This is a genomic window from Burkholderia sp. MSMB1589WGS, assembly GCF_001636105.1.
In the GTDB taxonomy this organism is placed as follows: domain Bacteria; phylum Pseudomonadota; class Gammaproteobacteria; order Burkholderiales; family Burkholderiaceae; genus Burkholderia; species Burkholderia humptydooensis.
The window spans coordinates 364,057-388,688 of the sequence record NZ_LNJT01000008.1 but is presented as its reverse complement, the minus strand read 5'-3'; the positions used below and the strand labels follow the sequence as shown (position 1 = coordinate 388,688).

The 24,632-nt window shown below is 70.1% G+C and carries 17 protein-coding genes and 1 pseudogene; 6 read left to right on the top strand and 12 right to left on the bottom strand.

The features are described from left to right. Nucleotides 1-17: 17 nt before the first annotated feature. The 6 genes and pseudogenes from WT16_RS19725 to WT16_RS19700 all read right to left on the bottom strand — a co-directional run bounded on the left by WT16_RS19725 (nucleotide 18) and on the right by WT16_RS19700 (nucleotide 9,302). Entirely contained in the window at nucleotides 18-1,454 is a 1,437-nt protein-coding gene (locus WT16_RS19725) for a heavy metal sensor histidine kinase (RefSeq protein WP_063534025.1), read from the bottom strand. Then, complete coding sequence (locus WT16_RS19720) at nucleotides 1,454-2,149, bottom strand: heavy metal response regulator transcription factor (RefSeq protein WP_015603449.1); 696 nt, start codon at nucleotides 2,147-2,149, stop codon at nucleotides 1,454-1,456. Before WT16_RS19720 ends, WT16_RS19725 begins: the two co-directional genes overlap by 1 nt. Continuing rightward, nucleotides 2,146-3,710 (bottom strand): annotated as a pseudogene (locus WT16_RS19715) (efflux transporter outer membrane subunit). Before WT16_RS19715 ends, WT16_RS19720 begins: the two are co-directional and overlap by 4 nt. An 8-nt stretch (nucleotides 3,711-3,718) precedes the next feature. Further along, a complete protein-coding gene (locus WT16_RS19710) occupies nucleotides 3,719-4,972 on the bottom strand; it encodes an efflux RND transporter periplasmic adaptor subunit (protein WP_006027599.1) in 1,254 nt (417 codons plus the stop codon). 15 nt (nucleotides 4,973-4,987) lie between these two features. After that, nucleotides 4,988-8,200 (bottom strand): efflux RND transporter permease subunit, encoded by a 3,213-nt coding sequence (locus WT16_RS19705; RefSeq protein ID WP_063534024.1) that lies wholly within the window; start codon nucleotides 8,198-8,200, stop codon nucleotides 4,988-4,990. Nucleotides 8,201-8,495: 295 nt separating this feature from the next. Continuing rightward, the gene (locus WT16_RS19700) at nucleotides 8,496-9,302 is read right to left on the bottom strand and encodes a Crp/Fnr family transcriptional regulator (RefSeq protein ID WP_231892084.1); all 807 of its coding nucleotides are present in this window, start codon (nucleotides 9,300-9,302) and stop codon (nucleotides 8,496-8,498) included. A 154-nt stretch (nucleotides 9,303-9,456) separates the two neighbouring features. Here WT16_RS19700 and WT16_RS19695 point away from each other — a divergent pair, with 154 nt between their 5' ends. Beyond that, nucleotides 9,457-11,118, top strand: coding sequence for an acyl-CoA synthetase (locus WT16_RS19695; protein ID WP_063534022.1), 1,662 nt, complete (start codon nucleotides 9,457-9,459; stop codon nucleotides 11,116-11,118). 140 nt (nucleotides 11,119-11,258) lie between these two features. Then, the gene (locus tag WT16_RS19690; RefSeq protein ID WP_063534021.1) at nucleotides 11,259-11,468 is read left to right on the top strand and encodes a hypothetical protein; all 210 of its coding nucleotides are present in this window, start codon (nucleotides 11,259-11,261) and stop codon (nucleotides 11,466-11,468) included. A gap of 66 nt (nucleotides 11,469-11,534) precedes the next feature. On the opposite strand, the gene WT16_RS19685 is transcribed toward WT16_RS19690, so the two are convergent. From WT16_RS19685 to WT16_RS19665, 5 genes are all read right to left on the bottom strand, one after another. Continuing rightward, nucleotides 11,535-13,562 (bottom strand): methyl-accepting chemotaxis protein, encoded by a 2,028-nt coding sequence (locus WT16_RS19685; protein ID WP_063534020.1) that lies wholly within the window; start codon nucleotides 13,560-13,562, stop codon nucleotides 11,535-11,537. A gap of 312 nt (nucleotides 13,563-13,874) precedes the next feature. Continuing rightward, nucleotides 13,875-15,467, bottom strand: a complete 1,593-nt coding sequence (locus tag WT16_RS19680) for an efflux transporter outer membrane subunit (protein WP_063534019.1) — start codon at nucleotides 15,465-15,467, stop codon at nucleotides 13,875-13,877. A gap of 49 nt (nucleotides 15,468-15,516) precedes the next feature. Beyond that, a complete protein-coding gene (locus WT16_RS19675; RefSeq protein ID WP_015604073.1) occupies nucleotides 15,517-17,484 on the bottom strand; it encodes a glycosyltransferase in 1,968 nt (655 codons plus the stop codon). Between the two features lie 2 nt (nucleotides 17,485-17,486). Continuing rightward, entirely contained in the window at nucleotides 17,487-18,818 is a 1,332-nt protein-coding gene (locus WT16_RS19670; RefSeq protein ID WP_063534018.1) for a hypothetical protein, read from the bottom strand. Nucleotides 18,819-18,835: 17 nt separating this feature from the next. Next, entirely contained in the window at nucleotides 18,836-20,368 is a 1,533-nt protein-coding gene (locus WT16_RS19665; protein ID WP_063534017.1) for a hypothetical protein, read from the bottom strand. A gap of 656 nt (nucleotides 20,369-21,024) precedes the next feature. On the opposite strand from WT16_RS19665, the gene WT16_RS19660 reads away from it, so the two are divergent. The 4 genes from WT16_RS19660 to WT16_RS19645 all read left to right on the top strand — a co-directional run bounded on the left by WT16_RS19660 (nucleotide 21,025) and on the right by WT16_RS19645 (nucleotide 23,908). Further along, nucleotides 21,025-21,237 carry a hypothetical protein gene (locus WT16_RS19660; RefSeq protein ID WP_041862068.1) on the top strand — a complete coding sequence of 71 codons (213 nt, stop codon included), beginning with the start codon at nucleotides 21,025-21,027 and terminating at the stop codon, nucleotides 21,235-21,237. 56 nt (nucleotides 21,238-21,293) lie between these two features. Beyond that, a complete protein-coding gene (locus WT16_RS19655; protein ID WP_015602526.1) occupies nucleotides 21,294-21,623 on the top strand; it encodes a hypothetical protein in 330 nt (109 codons plus the stop codon). Nucleotides 21,624-22,125: 502 nt separating this feature from the next. Then, nucleotides 22,126-23,094, top strand: coding sequence for an acetyl-CoA carboxylase carboxyltransferase subunit alpha (locus WT16_RS19650; protein WP_009914660.1), 969 nt, complete (start codon nucleotides 22,126-22,128; stop codon nucleotides 23,092-23,094). Nucleotides 23,095-23,146: 52 nt separating this feature from the next. Then, entirely contained in the window at nucleotides 23,147-23,908 is a 762-nt protein-coding gene (locus WT16_RS19645) for a metallophosphoesterase (RefSeq protein WP_063534016.1), read from the top strand. Nucleotides 23,909-24,021: 113 nt separating this feature from the next. Here the strand turns inward: WT16_RS19645 and WT16_RS19640 are convergent, their stop codons facing one another. Then, entirely contained in the window at nucleotides 24,022-24,516 is a 495-nt protein-coding gene (locus WT16_RS19640; protein ID WP_006027587.1) for a 2,4'-dihydroxyacetophenone dioxygenase family protein, read from the bottom strand. Between the last annotated feature and the right edge of the window lie 116 nt (nucleotides 24,517-24,632).

Genomic DNA, 24,632 nt, shown 5'->3' with positions numbered 1-24,632 from the left:
GGGCTGCCGCCCGCAGCTCACGTCGTTTTCAACGCCGGCCGCCGCGCGCCCGCCGCCGGGCGCACGTCGCGCGCGTGCGGTCCGGCGTCGGCCGGCCGCGCGGCGACCGAGAAGCCGATCGTGTTCCAGCCGCCTTCGCACGACACGAACACGGCGCCGCCGTGCATCTCGGCGACCGCCTTCACGATCGACAGCCCGAGCCCGTGATTCTCGTTGCTGTTCGCGCGCGCCTCCTCGATCCGGTAGAAGCGCTCGAACAGATGCGCGCGCGCGGTCGCGTCGATCGGCTCGCCCGGATTCGACACCGCGATCTCGACCGTCTCGCCGCGCGGCGCGATCGTCACGCGGATCGCGTTGTCCGGCCGCGTGTGCTGGATCGCGTTGATCAGCAGGTTCGTCATCGCGCGGCCGAACAGCGACGGATCGACGCTCGCGCGCGCGTCGCCCGCGAGTTCCGCGCGCAGTTGCGCGTCGTCGAGCGACATCTCGAGGAACGCGAGCATGCGCGTGACCTCGGCGGCGAGCGACACGTCGGCGAGATCGGTCGCACGCTCGCCGCGGTCGCAGCGCGCGAGGAACAGCATGTCGTTGACGATGATCCGCAGCCGTTCGAACTCCTCGAGATTCGACTCGAGCGTCTCGCGCAGCCGGTCCGCCGAGCGCTCGCGCGCGAGCGCGACCTGCGTCTGGCCGATCAGGATGCTGACGGGCGTGCGCAGCTCGTGCGCGACATCGGCGTTGAACGCTTCGAGCCGCTCGTGCGCGCGCTCGATCCGCTGGAGCGCGCCGTTGAACGAGCTCGCGAGATCGTGCAGCTCGCGCGGCAGCGCGTCGGTGCGCAGCCGCTGCCGCCGGTTCGCCGGGCCGAGGGAGGCCGCCTCGCGCGACAGCCGCGCGAGCGGCGCGAGCCCGACGCGCGTGACCGCGCGGCTCAGCAGCAGCGTCGCGAGCGTCGCGGCCGAGATCAGCGCGGCGAGCGTCAGCGCGATGTGACGCAGCCTCTTCTGCGTGCGCTCGCACGCGGTCGACACGACGAGCGTGAGTGTCGGGCGCTCGCCGCTCGCGGGCAGCACGACGGTCTTCGTCATCACGTCGTACTCGCTGCCGGGCGGGCGCAGCCGCAGGAAGCCGTCGGCCGCGTAGCCGTCGGGCGCGCCCTCGACCGGCTTGCCGAAGCGGAACGCGGGATCGGCGCTGTCGACGTGATAGCGGGTCGAGCCGTCGGGCGGCTCGAGATCGGCGAGCTTGTCCTGCGTGATCCTGAAGCGCGCGGCCGTCGTGCCGTGCGACACGATCATCGCGGCGATCTTCGTGCGCGTGTCGAGCGTCGCGCGCAGCTCGGCGAACAACTGCCGCTCCATCATCGCGAACAGGCCCACGCCGACGAGCGTGAACACGAACAGCGACGCGACGCCGAACAGCACCGACAGCCGTCTCGAAATCGAGCGCGTCATCATCGCTTCGCCTGCCCGTCGTCGTCCGCGCGTTCCTCGAGCACGTAGCCCATCCCGCGGATCGTGTGCAGCAGCTTGTCCGCGAACGGGCCGTCGAGCTTCGCGCGCAGCCGCTTGATCGCGGTTTCGACGACGTTCGCGTTGCTGTCGAAGTTCACGTCCCAGACGAGCTCGGTGATCGTCGTCTTCGACAGCACCTCGCCGCGCCGGCGCGCGAGCACGCCGAGCAACTGGAATTCCTGCGCGGTGAGATCGAGCCGCACGCCGTTGCGCGTCGCGCGGCGGCTGATCAGGTCGACGCGCAGGTCGCCGATCGAGATCAACGTCGATTCCTGCACGCGCGCGCGGCGCGTCAGCGCGCGCAGCCGCTCGACGAGCTCGAGGAACGAGAACGGCTTCGTCAGGTAATCGTCGGCGCCGTCGCGCAGGCCGCGCACGCGATCGTCGACGCGGTCGCGCGCGGTCAGCATGATGACGGGCGTGTCCTTGTGCGCGCGCAGCGAGCGCAGCACGCCGAAGCCGTCGAGCTTCGGCAGCATCACGTCGAGGACGACCACGTCGTAGTCGTATTCGACCGCCATCCACGCGCCTTCCTCGCCGTCGGTCGCGGCGTCGACGACCCAGCCTTCGTCGGCGAGGCCGCTCTTCAGGTAATCGACCACTTTCGCTTCGTCTTCGACGATCAGTACTTTCATGTTCTGTCCCGTTGTGCCGGCGCGGCGGGCGGCGCCGCGGCGGCGTTCGCCGTAGATTGTGCACCTGTCGCGGCGGATCGTGCCGGCCGCTGCGCGTCAGCCGTCTCCGCCGCGCTCCATCCGCCGCCGAGCGCCTTCGCGAGATACACGACGAGCGCCGCGCGCTGCCCGCGAATCTGCACCTCCTGCCGCTCGCTCGCGAGCAACTGCTGCTGTGCGCCGATCACGTCGATGTATGCGGTCAGGCCGCCCGCGTAGCGGTCCTGCGCGAGGCCGACGAGCCGCTGCGCGTCGTCGACGGCCGAGCGTGCGCGGCGCTCGGCCTCGTCGAGCACCGACAGCCCCGTGACCGCGTTCTGCACTTCCTCGAACGCGGCGAGCACGGTCTGCCGGTAAGCCGCCTGCGCGGCCGCGTAGCCCGCCTGCGCATATGCGACGCCCGCCGCGAGCCGGCCGCCCTCGAACAGCGGTTGCGCGAGCGACGCGCCGACCGACCACAGCAGGCTCGGCGCGGCGAAGAGGCTCGCAAAGCGGGTCGCATCCCAGCCGAGCGCCGGCGACAGCGTGATCCGCGGGAAATACGCGGCGCGCGCGACGCCGATCTGCGCGTTCGCCGCCGCCATCGCGCGCTCCGCCGACGCGACGTCCGGCCGGCGCTGCAGCAGGTCGCTTGGCAACCCGGCGGGCAGCGCGGGCGCGGCGAGCGCCTGCACGCGCGGCGCAATCGAGAACGCCGGCGCGGGCGTGCCGACGAGCGTCGCGATCGCGTGCTCGAGCTGCGCGCGCTGGTTCACGAGCAGTTGCGCCTGGGTGCGCGTCGCGTCGAGCTGCGCCTTCTGCTGCATCAGGTTCAGGCCGGACACGGCGCCCAGCTCGTGCTGCGCGGACACGAAGTCGAGCGCCTTGCGCTGCAGCGCGACCGAGCGGCTCAGCACGTCGATCTCCGCGTCGGTCTCGCGCAGCGCGAGGTAGCTCGTCGCGAGGCTCGCCGTCATCACGAGGCGCGCGTTCGCGAGATCGTCGCGCGCCTCGTCGGCCGATGCCTGCGCGGATTCGACCGAGCGGCGGAGCCGGCCGAACAGATCGGGTTCGTAGCTGACCGTCGCGCCGATCTGCACGTCGTTCTGCACGGTCGAATGATTCGGCTGCGCGTAGTTCGTGAGCGGCCGGTCGGCCGAGATCCGCGCGCGCGACGCGCCCGCGGTCGCGCCGGCGCTCGGCCACTGCGCGGATGCGACCGACGCGAGCATCGCCTTCGCCTGATCGTAGCGCGCGGCGATCGCCTGCACGCTCTGGTTGCTTGCGAGCGCGCGGGTTTCGAGATCGTCGAGGAGCGGATCGCCGAACGCGCGCCACCAGTCGGGCGCGAGCGACGCGCGCGCGGGGGGCGGCCGGCTGCCAGTACGAATCGGCCGGTTCGATTTGCCACGCGGCGGGCGTATCGACGGGCGGGCGACGGTAGTCGGGGGCCGACTGCGCAGCCGGCGAGCACGAGCGTCGCGGCGGCGAGCAGCGCGAGCGGGCGCCGCCCACCGCGCCGGCCGCGCGCGCCGAACGCCATCCGCGCGCTCACGTGCGCGCTCCCGTCGCCGCCTGCGGCGATTTCGGCGCGGCCGGCCCGGCCTTCGGCGGCTGCGCGACGATCACCGCGTCGCCGTTCGCGAGCGAATCGCCCGGATTGAGCACGATCCGGTCGGTCGCCGCGAGGCCGCTGTCGATTTCGAGCGTCTGCCCGAGCGTGCGCGCGATCGTCACGCGATGCAGCCGGATCTGCCCGTTCGCCTCGACCACCGCGACGCTCGGCCCCTCCGCGCGAAACAGCAGCGTGTTCGCCGGAATCGTCAGGTTGCCGGCGGGCGCCATCGGCAGCGTCGCCTTGACGTATGCGCCCGGCATCAGCCGGCCGTCGGCGTTCGGCAGCGTGATCTCGATCTGCAGCGTGCGCGTCGCGACGTCGATCGCCTGCGCGGTGTGCGTGATCGTGCCGTCGAACGTCTGCCCGGCCAGCTCGGGCTGCGCGACGCTCACGTGCTGGCCGGGCTGCACCTGCTGCGCGTACGCCTGCGGCACCTGCACGTACAGCCGCAGCCGGTCCGCCTGCACGACCGTGAAGAGCGCGCGGCCCGTGCCGCTGTTGCCCGCGTTGACGAGATCGCCGACGTCGATGTTGCGTTGCGTGACGATCCCGTCGATCGGCGCGACGATCTTCTGGAACGACTTCAGCTCGGTGAGGCGCCGCACGTTCGCATCGGCGGCGGCGAGGTTCGCGACGCCCTGGCTGTACGCGCCCTGCCGATCGTCGAGCTCCTGCTGCGACACCGCATCGCGCTCGCGCAACTGCCGCGCGCGGTCGAGCGACGTCTTCGCGAGCGCGAGCGTCGATTCGACTTGCTGCCGCTGCGCGACCGCCTGCGCGAGTTCCTGGTCGAGCTCGGGCGTGTCGAGCTCGGCGAGCAACTGGCCCTGCTTCACGCGCGCGCCGATGTCCGCGCGCCAGCGCAGCACGTAGCCGCTCGCGCGCGCGTAGATCGGCGCCTCGACGTAGCCGCGCAGCGTGCCGGGCAGCGTGAGGCGGCTCGCGAGCGTCGCCGGGCTCGGCTGCGCGACGCTCACGTACTGGCGTGCGTTCTGCGCGGCGAGCGCGTCGAGCCGGTTTGCGTTGCGCCAGTCGGCGACGAGCGTGCGGACGCCGCCCGCCGCGAGCAACAGGCCGACCGCGGCGAGCGCCCATTGCGCGCGCTTCCAGACCTGCGCGCGGGCGGGCAGGTCGAGGCCCGATTCGTCTACGTGAATGCCGACGGCGCTGTGATGTTTCTCTTCCATGGGTTCAACCGGTCATCAATTCGGGTCAACGGAGCGGGACGGATCGTCGCCGGCGGCGGCGCGGCGCGCGCGACGCTTCGCGAGCCGCTGGTGGACGCCCGCGAACACGAGCGGCACGAACAGCAGCGTCGAGACCGTCGCGAACGAGAGGCCGCCGATCACCGCGCGGCCGAGCGGCGCGTTCTGCTCGGCGCCCTCGCCCAGGCCGAGCGCCATCGGGATCATGCCGATGATCATCGCGAGCGCGGTCATCAGCACCGGGCGGATGCGCGTCGCGCCCGCCTCGAGCGCGGCCGCGAGCGGCGGCACGCCGGCGTCGAGCCGCTGCCGCGCGAACGCGACGACGAGAATGCTGTTCGCGGTCGCGACGCCGACCGTCATGATCGCGCCCGTGAGCGCCGGCACGGACAGGTGCGTGCCGGTGACGAACAGCATCCATGCGATGCCGGCGAGCGCGGCGGGCATCGCGCTCACGATGATGAGCGGATCGAGCCACGACTGGAAGTTCACGACGATCAGCAGATAGACGAGCACGATCGCCATCGCGACGCCCGCGCCGAGCCCGAGGTACGACGTGCGCATCGTCTCGACCTGGCCGCGCATCGTGATCGTCGTGCCGCGCGGCAGTGTCGCGCGGGCGTCGTCGATCACGCGGCCGATGTCGGTCGCGACCGCGCCGAGGTCGCGGCCCTCGACGCTCACGAGCAGATCGACGACGGGCCGGATGTTGTAGTGCGTGACGACGGCGGGCGACACGCCCGGCGCGATGTCGACGAGATTGCCGAGCAACTGGTACGGCGCGAGCGCGCCGCCGCCCGCCGCGGACACGGGCGTCGCGAGCAGATCGCCGACCGAGCCGACCTGATACTGCGGCGTCTGGATCGTCAGCGGATACTGAACGCCCGTCTTCGGATTCACCCAGAACGACGGCGTCGTTTGCGACGTGCCGGCAAGCGAGATCAGCAGATTCTGCGCGACGTTCTGCGCGGACAGATCGAGCTGCTGCATCCGCGTGCGGTCCATGTCGGCCGTGAGGAGCGGCTCGTCGTTGCGCTGCAGGACGTGCGCGTCGACGGCGCCGGAAATCGTGCGCACGCGCTTCATCAACTGGCTCGCGATCGCCATGTTCGACGCGAGATCGGCGCCTTGCACCTGCACGTCGATCGCGGCGGGCTGCCCGAAGTTCAGGATCTGCGTGACGATGTCCGACGGCTGAAAGAAGAACTCGACGCCCGGAAAGCGCGCGGGCAACAGGCCGCGCAACTGCTCGACGTAGCGCCGCGCGCTCGCGTGCCCTGGCTTGAGCGCGATCAGGATCTCGCCGTCGAGCGTGCCGATCGTGCCCGCGTTGCTGTACGACAGATTGATGCCGCTCACGGGCAGCCCGAGGTTGTCGACGATCGTGCCGAGCTCGGCGGCCGGCACGACTTCGCGGATCGTCTGCTCGACCTCGTCGGCGAGCCGCGCGGTTTCCTCGATCCGGTAGCCGGTCGGCGCGCGCAGGTGCAGCCGGATGTCGCCCGCGTCGACGCTCGGAAAGAAGTCGCGGCCGAGCGCGAACACGAGGCCCATCGACAGCACGCAGAAACCGAGGAACAGCGACGCGTAGAAGCGCCGGCGCACGAGCAGCACGCTCAGCAGCACGATGTAGCTCGCGCGCAGCCGCTCGAACGCGTGGTCGAACGCGTGATGCAGGCGCGCGAAGCGCGAGCGCCGCGCCGCGTGCGCGGCGGCGTCGGCGTCCGGCCGGTGCCTGGCGAACAGCAGCATCGCGAGCGTCGGCACGAGCGTGCGCGACAGCACGTACGACGCGAGCATCGCGAACACGACGGCCTGCGCGAGCGGCACGAACAGATAGCGCGCGACGCCCGTGAGGAAGAACATCGGCACGAACACGATGCAGATGCAGAGCGTCGACACGAGCGCGGGCACCGCGATCTCGCCCGCGCCTTCGAGGATCGCGGTGCGCAGGTCCGAGCCGAGATGCAGATGGCGCTCGACGTTCTCGATCGTCACCGTCGCGTCGTCGACGAGAATCCCGACCGCGAGCGCGAGGCCGCCGAGCGTCATGATGTTGATCGTCTCGCCGAGCGCGGCGAGCGCGAGCAGCGACGTGAAAATGGAGAGGGGAATCGAGATCGCGATGATCAGCGTGCTGCGCCAGTTGCCGAGGAACAGCAGGATCATCAGCGCGGTCAGCGCGGCGGCGATCAGCGCCTCGTGGATCACGCCCTGGATCGCCGCGTCGACGAACACGGATTGATCGAACAGCGGCGTGATCTTCAGGTCCTCGGGCAGCGTGTTCTCGATCGACGGCAGCAGCGATTTCAGCGTGTTGACGACGGCGAGCGTCGACGCGTCGCCGCTCTTGAGCACCGACACCAGCACGCCGCGCTCGCCGTCCTTGCGCACGACGTTCGTCTGCGGCGTGAAGCCGTCGCGCACGTGCGCGACATCGGACAGATAGATCGTCGCGCCGCCCGTCGTCCGCACGGGCAGCCGGTTCAGCTCGGCGATCGTGCCGGGCGACGCGTTCGTGCCGATCCGGTATTCGGTCTGGCCGATCTTCGCGGTGCCGGTGGGCAGCACGAGGTTCTGCGCGTTGACCGCAGCCACGACGTCGGCGGGCGTCATCCCCTTCGCGAGCAGCGCCTGCATGTCGAGATCGACGGAGATCACGCGCGTGCGGCCGCCATACGGGTACGGCACCTGCGCGCCGGGAATCGTGATCAGTTGCGGGCGCAGGAAGTTCATCGCGACGTCGGCGAGCTGCTGCTCGCTCATCGACCGGCTCGACAGCCCGAGCTGGATCACCGGAATGCTCGACGCCGAGTAGCTGATGATGAGGGGCGGCGTCGCGCCCTGCGGCATCTGCCGCACGATCGCCTGCGCGGAAGACACCGTTTGCGCGATCGCCGTCTGCGTGCTCGCGCCGGGCTGCAGGAAGATCTTGATGATCGCGATGCCGGGGAGCGTCTGCGATTCGATGTGCTGGATGTTGCTGACGGTCGTCGTCAGCGTGCGCTCGTGGACCGACGTGATCCGGTCGGCCATCTCCTGCGCGGACAGGCCGTTGTAATTCCAGATCACGCTGACGACCGGGATGTCGATCGACGGCAGCACGTCGGTCGGCGTGCGCATCAGCGCGAGCGGCGTGGCCAGCAGGATCATGATGGCCATCACGATGAACGTGTACGGGCGCCTGAGCGCGAGATTGACGATCCACATGGAGGGCGGGTGCCTGGACGGGCGGGCGTTGCGTCGGTAGTCGGGATCGCATGATAGAAAAACGCCCCGGACGGGTTGCTGACGCGAAGATGGCGGAATTGTCAGGAAGGGTTCGTCGGACGAATCGGAAGAATCTGGGGAATCGGGCGGGGCGAGTGCGACGGGTAGCGCGTCGCGACGAGCGGGCGACGGAAAGCCCGGACGGAGAGCTTGGGCAGGAGCTTGAGCTGAGCGCCAGGACGGAGAGCCTGGTGGACGGGGAAACGCCGCGAACGGGCGGCCGCCATCCTGTCTGTCAGATCTGCTCCATCCCGAACGCCGCGAGCCTCGGCAGGTCGAGCACCTCGATCTGGTTGTACGCGACGCGCAGCGCGCCGAGCCGCTCGAGGTGCTGGAGCGCCTGATTGATCCGCTGCCGCGACACGCCGACGAGCATGCCGAGCTCCTCCTGCGAGATCGCGAGCGTCGCGCCGGTGTCCGGGTACAGCGCCGGATTGAAGAGCTGCGCGAGCGACTGCGCGACGCGCGCGTTGACGTCGAGCAGCCGGCTGTTCTGGATCGACGCGATGAATTCCCCCATCCGGTTGTTCAACTGGCGGATCACGAAGCCCGTGAACGGCAGGCTGCTGTCGAGGAGCGCGTGGAATGTCGCGGTCGGCACGAACAGCACGAGCGAGCGCTGGATCGCGATCACGTCGTACTTGCGCAGCTCGCGCTTGATCACGCTGCCTTCGCCGAACCAGCCGCCCGACGGCACGCCGGAGAACGTGCAGCCGCGCCCGGACACGTTGTAGATCGCGAGCTTCACGAGCCCGCGATGCACGCCGATCCAGTATTCGGTGGGCGCCTGCCGGCGCGCGACCCAATCGCCCGCGTCGCGGTATTCGGCGTGCGACTGCGCGACGACGAGCGCCTGATGCTCGGGCGCGAGCGCGCTGAACCAGCCGCAGTGGGAGAAGAGCGCGCGAAGCTCGCCGGCGTCGGCTGCCGCGGCCGGCGCTTGCGCGGACACTTCGGCGGGCGCTTCGGCAGCTTCGGCAGCTTCGGCGGTCTCGCCGGCGAGCGGCGGCGAACGGTGCGGAGCTTGGATGTCGTCTGGCATCACACAGGGTTTGCGAGGATAGGGAATACGCGCGGTCGCCGCCGCCGAGTCTGTCGCCTGAGTGACAGACGGCTCACAATGGCCGCGAGTAGGCTTGTCCAATTGGATCACAAACCAACGATGCCGAGGCGCACGCCTTGCAGGAGACGACATCATGACGCAGAAGTTCGAGGAGGGGCTCGGCAAGCGCGAGGCCAATTACGTGCCGCTCACGCCGATCGATTTCATCGCGCGCGCGGCCGAGGTGTACGGCGAGCGCCTCGCCGTCGTGCACGGCGACATCCGCCGCACGTGGAGCGAAACCTACGCGCGCGCGCGGCGGCTCGCGAGCGCGCTCGAGCGCGCGGGCGTTGGCCGCGGCGACACGGTCGCCGCGCTGCTGCCGAACATCCCGCAGATGATCGAGGCGCACTTCGGCGTGCCGATGGCGGGCGCCGTCCTCAACGCGCTGAACACGCGGCTCGACATCGCTTCGATGCTGTTCATGCTGCGTCACGGCGAGGCGAAGGTGCTGATCGTCGATACCGAGTACGCGGAGTTCGCGCACCGCGCGGCGCTCGAAGTGCCGGGGCTCACGATCGTCAGCGTCGCCGACGCGATGCCCGCCGATCCCGCGCGCTTTCCCGCCGCGATCGACTACGAGGCGTTCCTCGCGGGCGGCGATCCCGCTTGCACGTGGACGCCGCCGTCCGACGAATGGGAGGCGATCGCGCTGAACTACACGTCGGGGACGACGGGCGATCCGAAGGGCGTCGTCTACCATCATCGCGGCGCGTACCTCGCCGCGATCAGCAACATCCTCGAATGGGACATGCCGAAGCACGCGGTCTACCTGTGGACGCTGCCGATGTTCCACTGCAACGGCTGGTGCTTCCCGTGGGCGGTCGCGGCGCGCGCGGGCGTGAACGTGTGCCTGCGCAAGTTCGACGCGAAGCTCGTGCTCGATCTGATCCGGCGCGAGCGCGTCACGCACTACAGCGGCGCGCCGATCGTGCAGAGCGCGATCGCGAACGCGCCGGCCGAATGGCGCGCGGGGATCGCGCACGAGGTGCACGCATTCGTCGCCGGCGCGGCGCCCGCGCCGGCCGTGATCGCGAAGATGAAGGAGATCGGCTTCGACCTAACGCACGTCTACGGGCTCACCGAGGTGTACGGCCCGGCCACCGTCTGCGCGAAGCAGGCGCATTGGGCGTCGCTGCCCGACGACGAGCTCGCGCAACTGAACGCGCGGCAGGGCGTGCGCTACCACCTGCAGGCGGGCGCGACCGTGCTCGATCCGGACACGATGGCGCCCGTGCCGGCGGATGGCGAGACGCTCGGCGAGATCATGTTCCGCGGCAACATCTGCATGAAGGGCTACCTGAAGAACCCGCACGCGACCGACGAGGCGTTCGCGGGCGGCTGGTTCCACACGGGCGACCTCGGCGTGCTGACGCCCGACGGCTACATCCGGATCAAGGATCGCCGCAAGGACATCATCATCTCGGGCGGCGAGAACATTTCGAGCATCGAGGTCGAGGACGCGCTGTACCGGCATCCGGCCGTCGCGGTCGCGGCGGTCGTCGCGCTGCCGGACCCGAAGTGGGGCGAGGTGCCGTGCGCGTTCGTCGAGCTGCGCGAAGGGATGACCGCGACCGAGGAGGAGATCATCGCGCACTGCCGGCTGCTGCTCGCCGCGTACAAGATCCCGAAGACGGTGCGGTTCGGCGAGCTGCCGAAGACGTCCACCGGGAAGATCCAGAAATTCCAGTTGCGCGCGCAGGTCGGCTCGAGCTCGGCGATCGATCTGGTGGCGGCGGCCGCGAAGAAAGGGTAGGCGCACGACGTTCGCCGCTGTCGCCTCGCTGTCACCCCGTTGTCAAAGTCGCCCATATCGTCTGACGATATGGGGCGATGTGATGACTGACGAACGACGGGGATGACCCATGAAACATCTGAAACACCTGAAACCTGCGCGTGCCGGGCGGCACGTACTCGCTCGCGGCCGGCAATCCGCTGCCGCTGCCGTGCGGCGTCGATCTCGCGATCGCGCGATGCTTCACGTGCGTGGCGACGCATCCCGGCGCGTTCAGCACCGTGACCGGCTATTCGTACCGCGATCCGGCCGATCCGCGCATCGGGTACGAGGCGCGCGACCGGTTCGGCACGGTCAACGTCCCGCCTTGAAGCGCGGCGGGCGGCGCGCAGCGGCCGTGAGCAGGCTGCCGCGCCGCTGCGCACGCGCGTATTGGTTCAACGCGCGCCGAGCGCGCCCTCATCCGCCGCGAGCTTGAACACGCTGACCGCGTGCGCGAGCTGCGCGGCTTCGTCGCGCAGCTCGGCGGCCGCGCGCTCGGCGTCGGCGATCAGCGTCGCGTTCTGCTGCGTCGCCGCGCCGATCTGCGTGACGGCGAGATTCACCTGTTCGATCCCGCTCGACTGCTCGCGCGACGCCGCGCTGATCTCGGCGATGATCGCGCGCACCTGGTCGACGCGCGCGACGATGTCCTGCATCGCCGCGCGCGCGTCCTCGGCGATCCGGAAGCCGTGCTCGACCGTCGTCGCCGATTCGCCGACGAGCGCGTCGATCTCCTTCGCCGCCGACGCGCTGCGCTGCGCGAGCGCGCGCACCTCGGACGCGACGACCGCGAAGCCCTTGCCGTGCTCGCCCGCGCGCGCCGCCTCGACAGCCGCGTTCAGCGCGAGGATGTTGGTCTGGAACGCGATGCCCTCGATCACGCCGGTGATCTCGGCGATCCTGCGCGCGACGCCCTGGATGTCGCCCATCGTCGCGACGACGCGCTGCACGGCCGCGCCGCCCGTCGTCGCGGCGCTCGACGCGCCGGTGGCGAGTTCGTTCGCCTGCGCCGCGTGATCGGCGTTCTGCTGAACGGCCGCGGTGATCTGCTCCATGCTCGCCGCGGTCTGCTCGACGCTGCTCGCCTGCGTCGCGATCCGCGCGGCCATGTCGCTGCTGCCGGCCGCGATCGTCACGGTGCCGTGCGCGATGTCGGCCGCGCCGCGCCGCACCTGCGCGACGATGCGCGCGAGGCCGTCGCCGATGCCGTCCACCGCGCGCACGAGCCGGCCGATCTCGTCGCCTCGGCCGCCCGCATGCGGCCGCGCCTCGTCATCGTGCGCATCGTGCGCGCCAGGCGCGGCGATCCGCACGCTGAGGTCGCCCGCGGCGAAGCGCTCGGACGCGTGCGCCGCCGCGTCGAGCGGCCGGCTGACGACGCGCTTGACGACCGCGACGAACAGCGCCGCGAACGCGAGCACGAACGCGCAGCCGATCGCCGCGAAGCGGTTGCGGGTCGCGCGTGTGTCGGCCATCACTTCGTCGTCGATCGCGATGCCGCCGACGAGCCATTGCCACTGCGGAACCGTCACGAACGACACGAACTTCGCGCGCGGGCCGCCGTCGCCGGCGGCGGTGTCGGTCGACGTGTACGCGAGTTGGCCGTTCTTCGCCGCGAGCATCCGCGCGTACGGCGCGGCCGCGTCGTCGGCGCGCTGGCCCGCGCGCTCCGGATGGACGAGCAGGGTGCCGCGCGCGGGGCCGTCCGACGCGTCGAGCACGAAGTAGTAGCCGTGCTCGCCGATCTTCAACTGGCGGATGCCGGTCTCGACGAGCCGCATTTCCGCGCCGACGTCGATGCCGACGAACAGCGCGCCGACGATCGCGCCGCTCGCGTCGGCGATCGGCTTGTATTGGGTGATGTAACGTTTGCCGAACAGCGTCGCGAGACCTGTGTAGGTCCGGCCGGCGACGAGCGGCGCATACGCGGGGCCCTTGCGGTCGAGCAGCGTGCCGACCGCGCGGCTGCCGTCCTGCTTCTTCAGCGACGTCGTCACGCGGACGAAGTCGTCGCCGCGGCGCGCGAAGATCGTCGCGATCGCGCCGCTCTTCTGCAGGAACTGGTCGGGAATCGAGAAATCGAGGTTCAGCGTCTGGCCGCCCGCCGTGAGCGCGGGCGCCGCGACGCCCGCGACGTCGATCGTGCGCGCGGGATCGAGCGCGTAGCCGGCGGGCAGGAAGCTCGCGAAGAGCGTCATCGCGCGGCTCGCCTCGGCGGTCAGCGCTTCGTCGAAGAGCGCGATCATCGCGGCGATCGAGCGATCCTTCTCGTCGATCCGCGCATGGACCTGATCGGCGATCTGGCCGGCGGCGGCGTGGGTCAGCGCCCAGACGAACGCGGCGAACAGGAGGGCGAAGAGCGCGCTCGACAGCGCCGCGAGGCGTGCGCCGACGCTCGCGCGCCGCAGGAAAGGCACGTGCATGAATGACTCCGGAGTGCGTGACGGGTACGTTGGCGGAACGCACGCGTCACCGCTCTCTGATGGCGTGGTTGTCGGCACGCGCGGGCGAATCTTTAGGATTTTGTAAGGGGTGGGCGCGTGGGTCGGGAGCACGAAGCGGGCGGGGCGTGCGTAGCGATCGGGCCGTCGCCCGTTCGCGGCGCGCCGACTGTGGGCGGCGGCCTTGAAAGCGCCGCGGGCCGCGGGGCCGTGTCGAAGCGGTCTGGAGCGGGTCTAGAGCGGTTTATCGCGGTCTATGGTGGCACGCGTTGCAATCGATACGTCATCCATTGTCTAGGGCTGAAAAATCGGCGGCTGGGCCGTCTGCTGCTGAGTCAGCTCCGGTTGAGCGACCGGTGTGGGTTGCATCGCCTGCGGCGGCGCGCCCGGCGCTTGCATCGCCTGCGGCCGGACCGTCCGCTGCTGCGCGGCCGCCGCGCCCGTCGATTCGACCCAGCCGCCGCCGAGCGCCTTGTACAGCGTCACGCGGCTCGTCAGCCCGGCAAGCTCGTAGGTGACGAGCAGTTGCTGCGCGGCGAACAACTGGCGCTGCGTGTCGAACACGCCGAAGTAGTCGTCGACGCCGTTGCGAAAGCGCATTTCGGCAAGCCGCTTCGTTTCGGTCAGGTCGTGGATCATCGCCTCCTGCGCCTTCGCCTCCCGCTCGTAGGTCGCGCGCGCGGCCAGGTTGTCGGCGACTTCGCGGAACGCGCCCTGGATCGTGCGCTCGTAGCCGGCGACATTGATGTCGCGGCGCACCGTCGCGAGATCGAGATTCGCCCGATTGCTGCCCGCGTTGAAGATCGGCAGCGTGAGCTGCGGCACGAACAGCCACGCGATGCCGCCGGAGAACAGCCCCGCGAGGCTCGCGCTCGCCACCCCGAGCGCGCCCGTGAGCGTGATCCTCGGGAAGAACGCCGCGCGCGCCGCGCCGATGTTCGCGTTCGCGGCGATGAGCCGGTGCTCGGCGGCCATGATGTCGGGGCGGCGCTCGAGCAGCGTCGACGGCAGGCCCGCCGGAAACTCCGCGAGCAGCGTCCGGCCGTCGAGCGGCGCCGCGCGCGACACGCCGTCCGGCAGCGGCCCGCCGATCAGCACGGCGAGCGCGTTCTCGTCCTGCGCGACCTGCCGCGTGTATTGCTCGACGGCCACGCGCGCGGTCTGCACCTGCGTGTCCGCGCGATGCTCGTCGAGTTGCGCCATCGCGCCCGCCTGCTTGCCGCGATGGATCATGTCGGCGGCGTCCTGCTGGCTCTTGAGCGTGTCCTGCGCGAGCGCGAGCAGCGCACGGTCGGCGAGCAGCGTCAGGTAGGTGTTCGCGACTTCGGCGACGAGGCTGATGTGCACGCTGCGCCGCGCCTCCTCGGTGGCCAGGTATTGCTCCTGCGCGGCGTGGCTCAGGCTGCGCACGCGGCCGAACAGGTCGAGCTCGAAATTGGTGAGGCCGATGTTCGCGTTGTAGCTGTTGATCGTCGCGGATTGACCCGGCGCGCGCAGCGCGGGGCTCATGCGCTGGCTCGTGAACCCGATGCCCGCGTCGATCGCCGGAAACTGCGCGGCGCGCTGGATCCGGTACAGCGCGCGCGCTTCGTCGATGTCGAGCGTCGCGACGCGCAGGTCGCGGTTGTTCGCGAGCGCGAGCGCGACGAGCTGCTGCAATTGCGCATCGGCGAGGAAATTCCGCCAGCCGAGGTCGGGCGCCACCGGCTCGCTCGGGGCCGTGCGCTGCGCGTCCGATGTCGAATAGGCGGGACCGTTCGGATACGCGGACGGAATCGGCGCATCGGGCCGGTGATAGGCGGGCTCCATCGAGCAGCCGGCGATGCCGAGCGCGAGCGCGATCGGCAGCGCGCGCTTCGGGGATGGAAGAAACGGGGAACTAGGCATGGTCGAGGGCTCCTCGCGTCAGGACGGTTGGCAGGCGGCGAACGCGGCGCTAACCCGACAGCGCACGCTGCATCAGGCGCGAGATCGCGAGCCGGGGCTGGCCGCGAGTCGCGATGTTGTGAGGCGGATCGCCGAACAGCAGCCGGATCAGGCCGTGCCGCGCCGCGGTGTCCGCGTGCAGCGCGACGCCGAGCAGCGCGCCGTCGCGGCGGACGATGCGGCATGGAATCCAGCCGGTCGGCGCGAGCCACAGCGCGCCTGGCGCATGCAGCGGCAGCGACGCGGCCTGCGGCGTCGTCACGGCGGCGCCGTTGCACGACAGATCGCGTGTCGCGACCGCGTACTCGCGATCGCCGACGCGCAGCCGCGCCTGCGCGCGATACGGGAAGCGCTCCTCCTTGCGCGGCCGCGGCAGCTCGATGCATACGAGCAGCGACGCGAGATAGAGCGCGAGCGAGATCGCGGTCCACGCCGCGTTGAACGCGAGCCCCGGCGCGTCGGGGTCGCTCAGCAGCGCGCGCCCGAGCCCGAGCGCGGACAGCGCGAGCAGGCTCGCGTAGAACGCGGCGAACCGGCCGTGGACGATCAGCTTCGAGCGGTCGAGCCCCTTGTTCGTCACCTTGAACGGACGGCCGAACGGCCGCACGATCGCGCTCGCGAGCGACAGGCTGACGGCGAGCGCGCAGACGATCTGCGTGACCTCGGTGAACACGGGCAGCGCGCGCCGCCCGGTGATCCACATGCTGTAGCCCCAGTAGCCGGTCAGCGCGGGCAGGCCGTAGGCGAGAAACTGCAGCGGCTCACCGTACAGCGTGGGGATGTCGAAGTACCAGTACAGCAGCGGCCCGAGCAGCAGCATCAGCGTGAACGGGCGGCTCAGCCAGTGCAGCATGCCGTGCACGTAGTGCAGCCGCTGCGCGAACGTGTAGCCGCGGCCGCGCAGCGGCCCGTCCGGCGTCAGCGCGACCTGGATCGTGCCGAGCGCCCAGCGGCTGCGCTGGCTGATGTACTCCGGCAGCCCCTCGGCCGACAGGCCGACCGACAGCCGCTCGTTGAGCCAGCGCGTCACGTAGCCGTGCCGCATCAGCCGATAGGTCAGGTGGATGTCCTCAGTGACCGTGCCCGTCGGAAAGCCGCCGATGCGCTCGACGAGATCGCGCCGCACGACGAACGACGTGCCGATGCAGAACGCCGTGCCCCACGCGTCCTTCGCGGGCTGCATCACGTCGAAGAACGCGCGCTGCTCGTCGACCCAGCATTCGGTCGAGCGCAGGTTGTACTGCACGGGATCGGCGTTGTAGTAGAACTGCGGGGTCTGCACGACGCCGACCGCCGGATCGGCGAAGAGCCCGACCGTGCGCAGCAGGATCTTCCGGTGCGGCGCGAAATCGGCGTCGAGCACCATGATGTATGGCGCGCCGCCGCCTTCGCTTCGCGCGCTGCGGCGCAGGCCGTTGTTGAGATTGCCGGCCTTCGCATGCGCGTTGTCCGCGCGCGTCGCATAGTGCGCGCCCACCTGTTCGCAGAACGCCCTGAGCCAGTCGCGGCGCGTGTCGTCGAGCACCCACACGCGAAAATCCGGGTAGTCGATCGCGAGCGCGGCGACGATGGTCTTCTCCAGGATGTCGAGCCCCTCGTTGTACGTCGCGATGAAGATGTCGACGCGCGGCGCCGCGGCCGCGCGCCGCAGCGCGGCTTCGCCGGTGTCGGCCTGCGGCGTGCGGTCGGTCGTGCGGGTGAGCACGGCAACGGAGATCAGCGTGTACGCGAGCGCCATGCATTCGAAGCCGAAGAACACGTGCGCCCATGCGCTCGGAAAATCCATGCGCGGCTCGGGCAGCGTCTGCGTCGCGCGCCACGCCAGATAGACGAGCAGCAGCACGGCGGTCACGCCGCCGAACACGATCCGGTCGGCCGCGCGTTCGCGCCTGCCGACGCGCGTGAGCAGCAGCACGACGAGCAGCACGCCGCCGTTGATGTCGATGAGCGACCGGTTGGCGAGAAAGAAGTCGAACATCGTCACTCCCCGGAGGTATGGGCGGCGTCGCCCGGGCAGCCGGCGGCGAGGCAGCCGCCGGGGCGAAACGGATTCCAGCCCGCCGCCGCGAGCACGGCCCACGCGGTCGCGCCCAGGTGCGGAAGATGGAAGTAGTAGAAATCGTCGGTCCTGGACGTCGGCCCGATCGGCAGGCCGGTGCGGATGCGCGGCTCGGGCGTCGCATACAGCAAGCCGGACGGCGCGCGCTGCGACATCAGCAGCGCCCACAGCGGCTGCGCATCGTCCGCCCGGCCGGCCGCCTGCAGCGTGAGCGCGGCTTGTGCGGTGCCTTCGGTCCAGACGCCGTCCGGATGCGCGTTGAAGCCGTAGCCGCCGTCGACGCGATGCGCGCGCTCGACCCACGCGAGCGAGCGGCGCCAGTCGGCCGGCGCGTCGGGCATCGCGAGCAGCGGCCACAGCGACGCGTCGAGCGCGGACGGCCCGACATTCGGGCTGTGCCCGTCGTCGCGCGTGCCGATCAGGAAGCGGCCGTCGCCCGCGTCCCACATCGCCGACACGAAGCTGCGCGCGCGCTCGGCGGCCGCGCGCCAGCGGGCGTCGCCCGTGCGCGCCGCGAGCCAATGGAAGACGGCGTACGCATCGACGTTGTGCTCGGTGGATTTCCAGCCCTGGCGGATCGGCTGCGGCTCGTGCCCGAACTCGCCGCCGACGTAGCCCGCCGGCGCCGTCGCGTCGAGCCGGCCCGGATCGACCCAGCTCATCAGCGCGGCGGCGCCGTCGAGGTAGCGCCTGTCGTGCGTCGCTTCGTGCACGGCGAGCAGCGACAGCGCGGCCCATGCGACGTTGCCGGTCGCGGTGCCCGCCTGATACGCATCCTCGAACCATCGCCTGCTCGGCGCGTCCCACCAGCCGGGCAGCGGCGCCGGCCCCGGCGGCAGCGCGCCGGCGCGGTACGCGTTGCGCACGCGCGCGTCGTGGTAGTGGCGGTCCTGCCTGCTCGCCTGCAGGATCGCGTCGGCGATGCGGCGCGCATCGTCGGTGCGGTGACAGGCGACGAGCGCGACGCTCGCGAGCGCGTTGTCGTAGACGAATGCGGCCTGCGTCAGCGCGCCCGCGAGCGCCGCGCCGCCGGGCGCCTGCTCGTAGCTGCCGAGCAGGACCGGCCCCGAGCCGGGCACCGCGTCGACGCGCTCGGCGAGCGTCCTGCATCCGGCCGCGAGCAACGCCTCGCGCGGCGGCGGGCTCTGCTCGCCGGCGGCGCAGTGCGTCACGAAGATCAGCGAGGCCATCGACCCGATCGCGAGCGATGCCGCCCGGCGCAGGCGGTGCATGACGTGAAGTCTCGTCGGCATGGTTGTCGCGCGGGCGCTCAGGCCGCCGCGCTCAGATCGTCGAGCCAGCGCCGGCCGACGCTCGCCAGTTCGTCCAGCCAGCGTTTGCCGTTCGTGGCCAGTGCGCCCAGCCAGCGCCGGCCTTGCACGCCGGCCTTGCCGAGCCATTGCCTGCCGCGCTCGGCCGCCGAATGCCAGCCGGCGGCCCAGTTCGGATCGATGTGCGCGAGACCGGACACGTTGCTCGCGAGCCAGCCCCGATCGAGGCTCACTCTCGCCCAGCGGCCCATCGCGCAGCGCTCGCCCGGATCGGCGCTCGCGCGGCGCGGCAGCGACGACAGCGGTTCGTCGAGCTTCGCGATCACGTAGATCTCGTTCTTCTCGATCGGCGGGAAGGGCACGAAGTAGCGCGCCTGCTCGCCTTCGGACGCGCGCGGCAGCACCTCGGCGATCGACGCGGGCAGCACCGACGGCACGCCGTCCATCCGCACGTTCAGATGCGTGCCGGGCAGCAGGTCGTCGCTCAGGCTGCGCGGAAACACGGCGACGACGCGCGATCGCGCGCAGTTGCTCGCGCGGATCAGCGTCGCGCCCGCGGCGACGCGCGAGCCGGGCGGCGCGAGCACGTCCTCGACGACGCCCGGCTCGCCCGAGCGGATCTCGATGTGGCTCAGCCTGTCGAGCCGTTGCTGCTCGGCGGCGATCAGCTTGTCGACCGACTGGGCGTACGCGTCGAACTGCGTGATCTCCGCCCTGCGCTGCACGATGTCCGCGCCGAGCAGCCGGCCGCGCTGCGACAGCGATGCGGCCGGCCCGTCGGTCGCGGATGCGTAGACCTTGCTGCGCGACGCATCGCCGTTCGCGATCGCGTGCTCGAGCTCGGCGGCCGCGGCCGCTTTCGCGTTCGACAGGATCGACAGTTGGTAGCGCGACGCGCTCGTGTACGCCTCGCTGACGGCGCCCGCCCACTGCATCGCCTGATTGCGGTTGACGACGTCTTCCTGCTGGTCCACCTGCGCCCGCGCGACGGCGAGCCGCGCTTCGAGCGCGCGGATGTTCGCCGCGTGCTCCTTCTGCGCGACGGACTGATAGCGCAGCAGGTCGTGCTGGGTCGACGCGAGCTGGCTCTCGTCGCCCGCGAGCTCGGCGCGCGCCGCGTCCTCGCGCTGCTGGTTGTCGAGCTTCTTGCCCGTCAGGTCGATCAGCAGCGCGCGATCGATGTTCGGGTTCTGCACGGTCATCAGCGGCTGGTTCGCGTCGAACGGCTTGCCCGCCGCGACGTGCTGCTCGGTCACGACGCCTTCGACCGGCGACGTGACGAGCGTCACTTCGTTGTTGACGACCGCGCGTTCGGACGAGCGCGTGAAGACGTTCGGAAACATGATGGTCAGCACCATCCAGATGACGAAGAACACGACGCCGTAGCCGGCGGCGCGCGGCGCGAGCGTCCAGAACGGACGCAGCGTGCGGCGGCTGCGCGTCACCGGTTCGTCGTGCGTGACGAGTGAGGAGGCGCGCGCTTCGGTCGGGCGATTCTCCCGTGGCTGGTCGGACATGTTGCCCTCCTGCATGGCAAAAGTGCGAACGATGAGACAAAAAAGGACGCGCGCGCACGGGCTGCTCGGAGCCGGCGTGCCGTCGATGACGGCAAGCCGGCCTCCTTGCGTGCGTGCGTCGGCGCGCAGATACGGGTTTTCTTGGTCTGTTGGCTGCCTGCAGCGCGCCGCGTCCGGGCATTCGTCGAAGCGACGCACTGCGTGAACGGGCCGTGGTTGACGGCCCGGGATCAACCCCGTGACCGTGGCGCGCTCGCGCGCCACGGACTTGAATTGCATGGAAGACTCGAGCGGCCCGCGCAGGCGAGTGCGGCCAAGGCGCTGCGAGTCGATTCAGGCTAGTGAAATCGCCGGGGCGCTACTGTAAGAATGTGTAAAAGGTGATTTCACTAGGACCCCAAAGGATCATCTTTATGTGGCCGCCGAATTTGATCGGCCCGCGATTCGATCGATTTCGTTGGGCAAAGCGTGGTGCGCGCCACTTGCCGCAAAGAATGCGCGCCGGTTGCCGGCAGGCATTGCGCGGTTCGGCGCATCGGCCGTCGTGCCGTCTTCGTGCACGGATTCCCGCCGCGGATTTGCGCCGCGGACAGGCCGCAACGAGCGCGATGTTTCAGTGGCGATACATATCCCCATGTCCCGACGGCCAACGCGCGTGTTACGTAACGTCGATGAATCATTTCGACGACGAATTCGCGCGCGGAACGGATGCGCGCACCCGCACGCGCGGCCGGCGATGCCGCCGCGTTGCGTTCCGGCAACGCGGGGACGCGGCCGAACGGCCGTTGGCGGAAGGTTCCGCGCGGCATCGCGATGCGCTGGCACGGTTTCTGCGTGACATCGGGGACGAGGACCGCGCCGGACGATCGGCGCGGATACAGTGAAACTTGTCGGGCGCGCCCATCGGGTTCGCTCGCTCAATTGCCGCACGGAGCAACACATGGACACGCTCCCGAACCAGTCCGACGCGCAATTCCAGGCTTTCCTGGCGAAGCTGCTCGAGCAGCCGCAGCCCGCCGCATGGAGCGAAAAGCAGCAGATCGAACTCGACATGGCGCGCGAGCTGGCCGTCGAGATGCTGCAGCTCGCCGAACGCATGAACGCGACCCACGCCGCCGATCTCGAAAATTGCCTCGTGCTGCTCAGGCATGCGAAGGTGCTCGACTTCATCCTGTCGTCGCTCGCCACGCGCCGCGACATTCATCCGCGCACGCTCCGCACGATCTTCAAGCTCGCGAAGCTCAAGGTCCACGATTCGTATCCGGAGTGAGCCGGATACGAGCCTCGACGCACGCAGCCGACGCGGCGCCCCGGACCGCGCACGACGTTCGACGCGCACTTTCGACAGGGGCTCGAGCGAGCGTCGTCGCTCGTCGCCGCGCAGCCTTTCGCCATGCTGCCGTTTTGCGAGGAATTTCTCGAGCTCGAAGGCCCGGCGTTCGACGGCAAGCTGATCGCCCCACGCGCCCCGCGTGCGCCGGGGGCGGCGGGCGGCCTGCGTCGGCCTTGCGCCGGCGTCGCATCGGGCGGGCGGCGTCGGGGCAGTGGCGGCGGCGCGTTAGCGGACGTGCGCGGCACAATGAAGCCAGGGCGGTGTGTTAGTATCGCGGCCGTGCATGGCGGTGCATTCGCGGCCATCGATCATCGATGACATCCTCCGCGGCGAATGCGCGCATTCCGAACGAACATCGAAAACGGCCGAAAAAATTGGGCGGTCCGACGATAATCCTCGTCGAATACCTGAGAGTCCGCATTTGCAGCCGGAGAACTACATGACGAACGTAACGTATCTCGACTTCGAAAAGGCGATCGGCGAGCTGGATGCGAAGATCGACGCGCTACGTTGTTCCGAGGACGAATCGGCGATCGATCTTTCCGAGGAAATCAACCGGTTGTCCGCGCGCAGCGAGAAGCTGACGAAGGAACTGTACGAGCGGCTCACGCCGTGGCAAATCGTCCAGGTGGCGCGGCATCCGGCGCGGCCTTATACGCTCGATTACGTCAATTTCATATTCACGGATTTTCACGAGCTGCATGGCGATCGCTGCTATGCGGACGATCAGTCGATCGTCGGCGGGCTCGCACGCTTCAACGACCGGCCGTGCGTCGTGGTGGGCCACCAGAAGGGGCGCAACACGAAGGAGCGCGCGATGCGCAATTTCGGCTATCCGCGGCCCGAGGGATACCGAAAGGCGCTGCGGCTTTTCAGGCTCGCCGAGAAATTCGGGCTGCCGATCTTCACGTTCATCGACACGCCGGGCGCGTGGCCCGGGATCGACGCCGAAGAGCACAACCAGTCCGAGGCAATCGGCCGCAACCTGATGGAAATGTCGAGCCTTCAGACGCCGGTCATCACGACGGTGATCGGCGAGGGCGGCTCGGGCGGCGCGCTCGCGATCGGCGTCGGCGACGTGTCGATCATGCTCCAGTTCGCGACTTACTCCGTCATCTCGCCCGAAAGCTGCTCGTCGATTCTCTGGAAGAACCCAGGCTACGCGGAGCAGGCGGCCAACGCGCTGGGCCTGACCGCGCACCGCCTCAAGGCGCTGGGGTTGATCGACAAGATCGCGAACGAGCCGGTCGGCGGCGCGCATCGCGACCCGCAGCAAATGGCGCTGATGCTCAAGCGCGTCCTGCAGGAAAGCCTGCGCAACGTCGAATCGCTCGACTCGAAGCAGCTTGTCGCTCGCCGTCACGAGCGGCTCATGCACTACGGCAAGTTCCGCGAAACGGCGGCATGAACGCATCCGGCCGCGCCGTCGGGCGCCGTGCGCGATAGGCGGCCGGCCGAACATGCGTGTGTTCTCCATATCGGATCTGCACGTCGAGTATCCGGAAAACGCCAGATGGCTGGACGCGCTGCCGCGATACGAGCACACGCGCGATGTCCTCATTCTGGCGGGTGATGTCGCCACCGATCTCGCTCATATCGCACGCGTCTTCGACGCGTTCTCCGCGCGGTTCGAGGCGGTCGTCTTCGTGCCGGGCAATCACGACTTATGGCTCGGGCCGCGCGACACGGCCGCGACGTCGATCGACAAGTGGCACGCGTTGCGCGAGCTCGCGCAACGCACGGGCGTGCGCGTCGAGCCGTTCCATGCGCGCGGCGTCTGCGTCGTGCCGCTCCTCGCGTGGTACGACTACAGCTTCGGCGCGCCTTCCGACGGCCTGCTGCAAGTGTGGGGCGACTATCGCCGCTGCGTGTGGCCGCGGGACATGACGCCCGCGGACGTCGCGCGATATCTGGAGGAGTGCAATCGCCCCTATTTGGGTATCCGAAACGATATCGTGATCTCGTGTTCGCACTTTCTGCCGCGCGCCGACCTGATGCCGTCGATGGCGCCGGCGTGGGTCAAGGCGCTTGCGCCCGTCATGGGATCGTGGCGGATCGACCGGCAGATCCGCGCCCTGGGATCGGCCATTCACGTGTTCGGCCACAGCCATCTGAATCAGGCGCGCACCATCGACGGCGTGCGATACGTCAACAGCGCGCTCGGCACGCCGTCCGAAGCGCACATCTCCCGCAGGCGGCTGTCGCTGATCTGGTCCGATTGACGCGTGGGAAACGGGCGCCGGCATAATGCGCTTGCAGGCGACACAGATCGCGCGCTTGATGTGTGCGATGCGATTGCCGATGCGTGCCCGAGGCCGACCCGCCCTTCGCCGGCTCAGCGCGTCACGAACGGCGGCGCGGCGTCCGGCGCGCCGCGCGCGAACCGGCGTTCGCGCAGCAGCGCGACGCGGCAGTTTTCGCGCGCCGTTTCGTTGCCGGCATCGTCGAGCAGTACGAGATCGCCGCGCATCACGTTGAACGTGACGACCGCGCCCGTGTCCGACGCGATCGCCTCCGGCGTGTGATGCGAGCCCGCCGGCTCCAGCACCGTGCTGCCCGGCCGCGCGACCCAGTCGTATTCGCGGTAGCGCCACTCGCCCTGCAGCGTGTAGACGAACACCGCGCCGTCGTGCCGGTGCCGCGGCAGCGCGAGCCCGACCGGCATCTTCAGCAGCACGGTCATCTCGTCGGCAGCGACGTTGATGTGCAGGTACTTGATCGCGAGCCCGGGCAGGCTCGCGTCCATCGGCAGCCAGGGACGATCGTCGTCCTGCAGGCACGGGATCGGCGGCAGGAACGCGGCGGGGGCGGGCGGCAACGGTGAATTCATGGCGGGGCGCGGCGCCTCGACGGCGCGCAAGGACGCGGGAAACCGCGATTATCGCAGAGCGGGCGGCGGCGGACGGCTCGCGCGCATGGTGCGCCGGGCCGGTCAAGATCGCCGCC